The organism is Halapricum sp. CBA1109, assembly GCF_009741825.1.
In the GTDB taxonomy this organism is placed as follows: domain Archaea; phylum Halobacteriota; class Halobacteria; order Halobacteriales; family Haloarculaceae; genus Halapricum.
This window is the reverse complement of the sequence record NZ_WPCA01000173.1, coordinates 1-5,076: the sequence shown is the minus strand read 5'-3', so window position 1 is coordinate 5,076 and position 5,076 is coordinate 1. Positions and strand designations below refer to the sequence as shown.

General features: G+C 67.7%; 8 protein-coding genes. 6 read left to right on the top strand and 2 right to left on the bottom strand.

Annotated features, from left to right (window positions below; translation table 11 throughout):
• Positions 1 to 84 precede the first annotated feature (84 nt).
• Together GJ629_RS14300 and GJ629_RS14295 are read left to right on the top strand one after the other, a co-directional pair.
• Positions 85 to 933 (top strand): bifunctional 2-polyprenyl-6-hydroxyphenol methylase/3-demethylubiquinol 3-O-methyltransferase UbiG, encoded by an 849-nt coding sequence (locus GJ629_RS14300; protein ID WP_157513635.1) that lies wholly within the window; start codon positions 85 to 87, stop codon positions 931 to 933.
• Positions 934 to 1,010: 77 nt separating this feature from the next.
• Positions 1,011 to 1,769 (top strand): SDR family NAD(P)-dependent oxidoreductase, encoded by a 759-nt coding sequence (locus GJ629_RS14295; protein ID WP_157513634.1) that lies wholly within the window; start codon positions 1,011 to 1,013, stop codon positions 1,767 to 1,769.
• A 29-nt stretch (positions 1,770 to 1,798) separates the two neighbouring features.
• Here the strand turns inward: GJ629_RS14295 and GJ629_RS14290 are convergent, their stop codons facing one another.
• A complete protein-coding gene (locus GJ629_RS14290; protein WP_157513633.1) occupies positions 1,799 to 2,269 on the bottom strand; it encodes a hypothetical protein in 471 nt (156 codons plus the stop codon).
• A gap of 130 nt (positions 2,270 to 2,399) precedes the next feature.
• Here GJ629_RS14290 and GJ629_RS14285 point away from each other — a divergent pair, with 130 nt between their 5' ends.
• Together GJ629_RS14285 and GJ629_RS14280 are read left to right on the top strand one after the other, a co-directional pair.
• Positions 2,400 to 2,822 (top strand): DUF2391 family protein, encoded by a 423-nt coding sequence (locus GJ629_RS14285; protein WP_157513632.1) that lies wholly within the window; start codon positions 2,400 to 2,402, stop codon positions 2,820 to 2,822.
• A gap of 77 nt (positions 2,823 to 2,899) precedes the next feature.
• Positions 2,900 to 3,328 (top strand): GNAT family N-acetyltransferase, encoded by a 429-nt coding sequence (locus GJ629_RS14280; RefSeq protein WP_157513631.1) that lies wholly within the window; start codon positions 2,900 to 2,902, stop codon positions 3,326 to 3,328.
• 33 nt (positions 3,329 to 3,361) lie between these two features.
• On the opposite strand, the gene GJ629_RS14275 is transcribed toward GJ629_RS14280, so the two are convergent.
• Positions 3,362 to 3,814 carry a pyridoxamine 5'-phosphate oxidase family protein gene (locus tag GJ629_RS14275; protein WP_370515920.1) on the bottom strand — a complete coding sequence of 151 codons (453 nt, stop codon included), beginning with the start codon at positions 3,812 to 3,814 and terminating at the stop codon, positions 3,362 to 3,364.
• Between the two features lie 213 nt (positions 3,815 to 4,027).
• Between GJ629_RS14275 and GJ629_RS14270 the strand changes: the two genes are divergently transcribed.
• Positions 4,028 to 4,633: a GNAT family N-acetyltransferase gene (locus GJ629_RS14270; protein ID WP_370515919.1), complete on the top strand. Its 606-nt coding sequence runs from the start codon at positions 4,028 to 4,030 to the stop codon at positions 4,631 to 4,633.
• A 79-nt stretch (positions 4,634 to 4,712) separates the two neighbouring features.
• A partial coding sequence (locus GJ629_RS14265) for a hypothetical protein (RefSeq protein WP_157513630.1) occupies positions 4,713 to 5,076 on the top strand: 364 nt, incomplete at its 3' end.

Here is a 5,076-nt window from a genome sequence, read left to right as displayed (position 1 = left end):
GCGACTCACTGTACGACAAGCATCTCGAGGTGTTCCTCCGTGTGGGCCTGGCCGGGGAGACCGGCGTCACGGCGGCGTTGCTGGATGGGCCGACGGACGCCACGACCATCGTCAAGGAGACGGAAGTCACGGAGCGGGCCGCTACCGCGGCGCTCGACGCACTCGTCGGACGAGGGGTACGCAACGGTGTCGGCGGGGCGCTACGAGGCGACCGAACGACTGCGGGGGCTCGACCCCGAGACGCCGCCGCTGGAGCGAGGCATCCTCCCCCATCGGCTCGACGCCTTCGAGGACTACGTCGCACTCCCCGAACGGATGCGCGGGAACTACCCCTCGGGGTTCAGCGAGGAGGAGTTCCGCAACTATATGGGTGGGATGGCCGCCATCGACGACGCGACGGTCCGGGCCATCGTCACGGCCGCCGAACACGCTCATCCGCGACCGGACCGACTGCTCAACGTCGGGGGCGGCCCGGGCGCGTTCGCTGCCGAGTTCGACCGCCGCGGGGCCGACGTGACGCTCGTCGACCGGGAGTCGGTGCTCGACTTCCTAGAGGACCACCACCGCGAGCAGGGACTGAACGTAGTGGAGGGCGACGCGCGAGAGTCGCTCCCGACCGGCTACGACGTGGTGTTCGGTGCGCGGATGACTGTGTCGCTGACGCTGGACGGGATCCGTGAGTACTTCGGGAACGCATACGAGGCGCTCGACCCCGGCGGGACCTTCGTCGGCGCGGAGTGGGTCCGTGGGCGGTCCGAGGTGGCCGAACGGTTCGGCCTCCATATGGTCGCTATCTCGGAGGCGGGTAACACCTACACCGAGGCGGAGTACCGGTCGGCACTGGCGGACAACGGGTTCGTCGACATCGAGATAACCGACGTGCCGGACACGCGGTTCCAAGTGGTGGTCGGACACGTCCCCGACTCGGCGTGACTGCGTGGTGGTTCCGGTAACGTCAGGGAGTGAGATACCCGGCAATCTTTTACAGACGACTCCGAGAAGGGGAAAATATGACAACGGATCTGAACGGACAGGTCGCACTCGTCACCGGGAGTAGCCGGGGTATCGGGGCCGAGACGGCGCGGCAACTCGCCGACGCCGGGGCCGACGTCGTCGTCAACTACCTCACCAGCGACGAGGCCGCGGCAGCGGTGGCGGCCGACGTCGAAGACACCGGCAGCGACAGCCTCGTCGTCCAAGCGGACGTCACCGATCCGGACGCGGTGACCTCGATGGTGTCGAAAGCGGAATCGGAGCTGGGAACCGTCGACATCCTCGTCAACAACGCGAACTTACCGTTCGAGCGAAAGCCGATAGCCGAGATAACGTGGGCGGAGATGGCCCGGAAGATCGACGCCGAACTGAAGGCAGCGCTATCGACGACGAAGGCGGTCACTCCGGGGATGGTCGAGCAGGGCCACGGGCGCCTGCTCTACGTCTCCAGTGGCCTGTCGAAACGGGCGGACGGGCAGTCCGTCGCCCACGGCGTGGCGAAGTCGGGTCTCAACGCGTTCGTCCGATACGTCGCCGAGGAGTACGGGGAACACGGTATCACGGCGAACACCATCTCGCCGGGGCTTGTCGAGACCAGTGCCACGAGCGAGCGGATAGACGAGGAACTGCGGGCGAACGTCTCCCGCGCGACGCCGCTGGGTCGTGTGGCCCAACCCGAGGACGTCGCGGCGACTATCGTCGCGTTCGCGGGGGACGCCGGCCGGTTCACGACCGGGACCTACACGCCCGTCAACGGCGGGAGTCGGATGGAGTGACGGCCGCGACCGGGGGCGGTCGGGAGTCGTCAGTCCGCGTAGCCAGCGACCTGTTCCGTCTCAAGGGTCCGTTCGGCCGCCGCGACGGAGTCGGCGGACTCGCCGCTGTAGCCGACCGACTTCGAGCGGCGTTCGAAGGCGTTGACGACGACGCTGCTCGTTTCCGCATCGACCACGCGGACCACCCGGTCGACGCCCATCTCCTTGAGGTGGCCCTGCGCGCGCTTGATCGGTTTCGCGGCCTCCGGCGACGGCGGTTTGAACCCCGAGACGTCGTTGACGATGTCGAACCCGTCGTCGAGGTCCTCGGCCGCCGCGACTGCCTCCGTGGCCGCCTCGTCGATGCGTCGGCGTCGATGCGACCGCTCAGGTCGATGTAGAGCCGGTTGGTCCGAGTGTCTGCCTCGATGTCGTACATACCATCTACGTGTAGGATGGCAACTACAATCAGGATCGTACCTAACGAGTATGGGGAGAAGGGATGGCGGAGCGGCGGTCACAGCGGCCGAGACATCCGGTGTCCGGCCGTATCCCGGCCGCCTTACCGCCTAGGGCCCGGCCTGTCGACGACGGGAGACGGGGAGCCGGCCGGGCCGAATACGTATGTCGCTGGGTGCGTCCCACTAGCGTATGCAACAGCGGCAGAAACACAAACTCGCGGACACCGCCCAGCAGATAGTCGGAGGGTTCCTGCTGTCCGGTCCGTTCGTCGTGACCGCGGAGGTGTGGCGACTGGCACAGAACATGACCGTCTTCCACAGTCTGGTGTTGGTCGCCGGTGTCGTGGCAATCGGGTACGGCGGGTTGTACGGGGCCGACAACGACCGCGACCCGAATCGGGAGGCCGCGATAGCGGGCGTGCCGGTCCGGTTCGTCTCGGTGCTACTCGTCGCCTACGGGTCGGTCGCGGCGCTGGCGCTGTCGATAACCGCGCCCGAGACGTTCGTCGGTGACCTCCCGCGGACCGAGCGCCTCTACGTCACGCTCCGGGCCATCAGCGTCGCCGCTATCTTCAGCGTCGTCGGCGCGGTCACCACCGACAGCCTGTTCTGAGTGTCGCCAGGCGGGACTCGGCGGGCGACGGGCGTCGGCCGGCACGCTCTTACCCGTGAGGGCCTCACCGGACCGGTATGGTTAGTATCAGCGTCGTCGACGGCGAGGGGGACCTGACCGACGCCTTCGCCGTCCGGCAGACGGTGTTCGTCGACGAACAGGGCGTCGACGAGGCCATCGAGTACGACGACAACGACGGCGACGCGACCCACGTCGTCGCCTACGACGACGGCGAAGCCATCGGAACCGCGAGGTTGCGGGCCACCGAGGAAGCGACCGGGAAGGTCGAACGCGTCTCGGTGCTGGCCGCGTACCGCGAGCAGGGCATCGGCCAGTTGCTGATGGACGCAATCGAGGAACAGGCCCGCGAGGCGGGGTTCGAGCGACTGAAACTCCACGCCCAGACCCGCGCGGCGGGATTCTACGAGACGGTCGGCTACGAGCGCTACGGCGAGGCGTTCGAGGAGGCCGGCATCCCCCACGTGGCGATGGAGAAGGAACTGTAGTGTTCGGGGCCGGCGCGAGCGCCACCGCGTCCCTCAGTCGGCGTCGCTCCGCCGGCCGGACCACTCCTCGACGTCCAGCGCCCACACGCGCGGGTCCTCGTGTTCGTCCACGTCGGCGAGGAGGTCCGGCCGGTAGGCGTTGTCGGCCATCGCCCGCCGGGCGGCCTTCCAGTCGTCGATGACGATGCGGTCGAGGCCTCCCTCGACGATGACGCTCCGCCAGCTATCGTCGTCGGCGACGTCGTAGACGGTGAACGTCGCCGTCTCGGAACGCTCCGCGTAGGTCACCTTCTTGCCGGCGGCCGAGTGGCCGGCGAACAGGAAGTACAGTCGGTCCTCGCCGTCGAAGCCGAACGACAGCGGGACGCCGTAGGGCGCGTCGTCGTCGGCCATCGAGAGGACGCCGGTCCCCTGTTCGGTCAGGAACGTCGCTATCTCCTCGTCGCTCATCTCGTGGTCCTCCAAGAGGTCACTGCCGGGAGTCACGGCGACACGTACCGGTGGTCGACTCAAAATCCCACCGAAAATTATCACCGCGTGGAGTCCGCGTCGACGCGGGCTGCTAGTGTTTCTTGTAGGTCATTTCGGCATCGACCGCCTGACTTCGGGCGGTCGAACCGGTACATAGCTACAAGAAACACTATGACACAGTCACACACCGGCATCGCGTTTTTTCAGCCCGGTCGGCAAAGGGCCGGTATGCTGTTCCCCGAGACGGTCGAGACCGACCGCCTCCGACTTGAGCGACTCTGTCACGCGACCGTCGACGTCTTCGAGCACTACCGGCAGTTCTCGACCGAAGCGAGGGCCATCGACGAGGTGATGCGATACCTCCCGCGGGAGCCGATGGAGACGCCCCACGACGCCGAGGCGTTGCTCGACAGACGGGAGCGCCAGTGGGTGGAGGGCGAGCGTGCCGAGTACGTGATCAGGCCGAAATCGGGCGAGGACGGGGCCGGCGAGGTGGCCGGCACCGGCGGACTGATCGTCGACTGGGAGACAGCCACCGGGAAGCCGGCTATCTGTCTCCGCAAGCGGTTCTGGGGACGGGGCTACTCCGGCGAGCGAGCGGCGGCGATGATCGAGATGGCCTTCGACCGATTGGACCTCGGGTTGGTGGCGGTCCCGATCGAGGACGGAAACGACCGCTCCCGGCGGGCCGTCGAGGAGTACGTCGAACGCTTCGGCGGGCAGTACGACGGCGTCGTCAGGAACGCGACGCGGCGCCCGGACGGCCGGGTCGTCGACCGCCACCGGTACACGATCACGCGCGAGCAGTACCGCGAAGCGACGGACGGGACGTGACACCGCGCGGTATCGCGCGCTTTTGAGGCGTGTGCGAGCACACCCTATTTTGAAGGACACAGCCGTCCTAACAACGAGTATGGCCTCCGAGGACGCCGGTGGGGGGCCAGAGCGCTACACCGAACGGGTCCGGGACCACCTCGAAGGGGCGGGGTGGCGCCTCGACCGGACCCACGTCTCCGGGGACGTCTACCTGCTCGGCGGGACGAACCGCCCACAGGAGCGAACGGGCGTCGTCATCGTCGCCGCGGGCGAGGGCACGACACTTCAGAGGGACCACCTCCGGAAGGCAAAGAAGGCGAAACAGCGATACGACGCCGACACCGCGATGGCCCACGCGAGGGGGAGTGTCCCCGAGGAGATGGCGTCGCTGGCGGCCGAACACGACATCGAGATTCTCCCGACAGCGGCGGTGGGCGACGGCCCTGACGGTGTCGGCGGGG